The organism is Micromonospora sp. NPDC049799, assembly GCF_040656655.1.
Lineage (GTDB): Bacteria > Actinomycetota > Actinomycetes > Mycobacteriales > Micromonosporaceae > Micromonospora.
Genome location: NZ_JBFAMU010000721.1, coordinates 1 through 1978, shown reverse-complemented (window position 1 = coordinate 1978; position 1978 = coordinate 1). Strand labels below are relative to the sequence as shown.

3 protein-coding genes are annotated in these 1978 nt (G+C 75.7%); 2 read left to right on the top strand and 1 reads right to left on the bottom strand.

The features are described from left to right. Positions 1–230, bottom strand: a 230-nt coding sequence (locus AB0I76_RS28730; RefSeq protein WP_357041926.1) for an FAD-dependent oxidoreductase, incomplete at its 3' end; no start/stop codon positions are given. A 119-nt stretch (positions 231–349) separates the two neighbouring features. On the opposite strand from AB0I76_RS28730, the gene AB0I76_RS28725 reads away from it, so the two are divergent. Both AB0I76_RS28725 and AB0I76_RS28720 read left to right on the top strand, forming a co-directional pair. Beyond that, positions 350–706, top strand: a complete 357-nt coding sequence (locus AB0I76_RS28725) for a YciI family protein (RefSeq protein ID WP_357041923.1) — start codon at positions 350–352, stop codon at positions 704–706. Between the two features lie 2 nt (positions 707–708). Next, the gene (locus AB0I76_RS28720) at positions 709–1890 is read left to right on the top strand and encodes an RNA polymerase sigma factor (RefSeq protein WP_357041920.1); all 1182 of its coding nucleotides are present in this window, start codon (positions 709–711) and stop codon (positions 1888–1890) included. Positions 1891–1978: the final 88 nt, after the last annotated feature.

Sequence of the window (1978 nt, the reverse complement as noted above, 5' to 3'; positions counted from 1 at the left end):
GTGGCCAGCCCGTACCGGGCGACCAGGGCGGCGACCCGGTCCTGGGTCGGGCCGATCCACTGCGCGCCCAGGTCCACCTGCGTCCCGTCGGGCAGCCAGCGGGTCAGCGCCCGCCCACCGACCCGGTCCCGGGCCTCCAGCACGCGGACACGGGCGCCGGCCCGCTTCAGGGCCAGCGCCGCGGCCAGCCCGGAGAACCCGGCGCCGACCACCACCACGTCGGTACGCACCCGGCCGACTACCCGGGTCGGGTGGAAAAAGTCCCGGCGCGGTGTCGATCCGGGCCGGCGCCGTTCGTGTGGAGGATGAGAGGCCGGCGTACGTGCCGGCCGCGACGCCAGGAGGAGCCATGCGGCAGTACCTGCTCAGCATCCACCACCCCGTCGGCGCGGGGCAGCCGGACCCGGAGTTCCTGGCCGGGGTGATGCGCGAGCTCGGCCAGATCCGGCGGGAACTGGAGGACGCCGGGTGCTGGGTCTTCGGTCAGGGCCTGCACGACCCGTCCACCGCCACCGTCCTGCGCCCGAAGGGCGACGAGGTGCTGGTCACCGACGGGCCGTTCGCCGAGGGCAAGGAGTACCTCGGCGGCATCACCATCCTCCGCGCCCCGGACCTCGACGCCGCCCTCGAGTGGGGCCGGCGGTACGCGGTGGCCACCACCCTGCCCATCGAGGTGCGCCCCTTCCAGGGTGGGGCCGAGGACTGAACGTGCCCGACGTGGAGGCGGTGTTCCGCGCGGAGTACGGCCGCGCGGTCGCCGTCCTGGTCCGCCTCCTCGGCGACATCGACCTCGCCGAGGAGGCCGTGCAGGAGGCGTTCGCGGTGGCGGTGGCCCGCTGGCCGGAGACCGGCGTGCCACCCGCCCCGGCCGGGTGGATCATCACCACCGCGCGGAACCGGGCCGTCGACCGGCTGCGCCGGGAGGCGTCCCGGGGGCGTCGGCACGCCGAGGCGTCCCTGCTGCACGCCCCCGACGAACCGGCCGAGGAGGGCCCCGTGCGCGACGACCGGCTCCGCCTGATCTTCACCTGCTGTCACCCGGCACTGGGTCCCGCCGCCCGGGTCGCGCTCACCCTGCGCCTGCTCGGTGGCCTCGGTACCGCCGAGATCGCCCGCGCCTTCCTGGTGCCCGAGGCGACCATGGCGCAGCGGATCGTCCGGGCCAAGGCGAAGATCCGCGACGCCGGCATCCCGTACCGGGTGCCGCGCGAGGCCGACCTGCCCGACCGGCTGCACGGCGTGCTCGCCGTCGTCTACCTGATCTTCACCGAGGGGCACACCGCGACCTCGGGGTCCCGGCTGGTCCGCGAGGACCTGTGCGCCGAGGCGGTCCGGCTGGGCCGGCTGCTCGTGGAGCTGATGCCGGACGAGCCGGAAGCCTCGGGTCTGCTCGCGTTGATGCTGCTCACCGAGTCCCGCCGTCCCGCGCGCACCACCGCCGACGGGCGGCTGGTGTCATTGGGCGAGCAGGACCGCAGCCGCTGGGACGCCGGCCTCGTCGCCGAGGGCCAGGCCCTCGTGCGCCGCTGCCTGCGCCGCGACCGGCCCGGCCCGTACCAGATCCAGGCCGCCATCGCCGCCGTGCACAGCGCCGCGCCGCGCGCCGCCGACACCGACTGGGGTCAGATCCTGACGCTGTACGACCAGCTCACCGCCGTCAATCCCGGGCCGGTGGTGGCGCTGCACCGGGCCGTGGCACTGGCCGAGGTCGCCGGTCCGGCGGCGGCGCTGACCGTGGTGGACGGTCTGGCGCTGGACTCCTACCACGTGTTCCACGCCGTCCGTGCCGACCTGCTCCGGCGGCTGGGCCGCGTCGAGGAGGCACTGTCGGCGTACCGGGCGGCCGCCGACCGCACCGACAACGCCGCCGAACGCGAGCACCTAGCGTGAGCTGGTTGGCCGCCTCCGGCCGGGCGCGCGGGATGAGGTTGGGGACCGCGGCCTCCTTGGCCGGGATCCACAGCAGGGTGAGCGACTC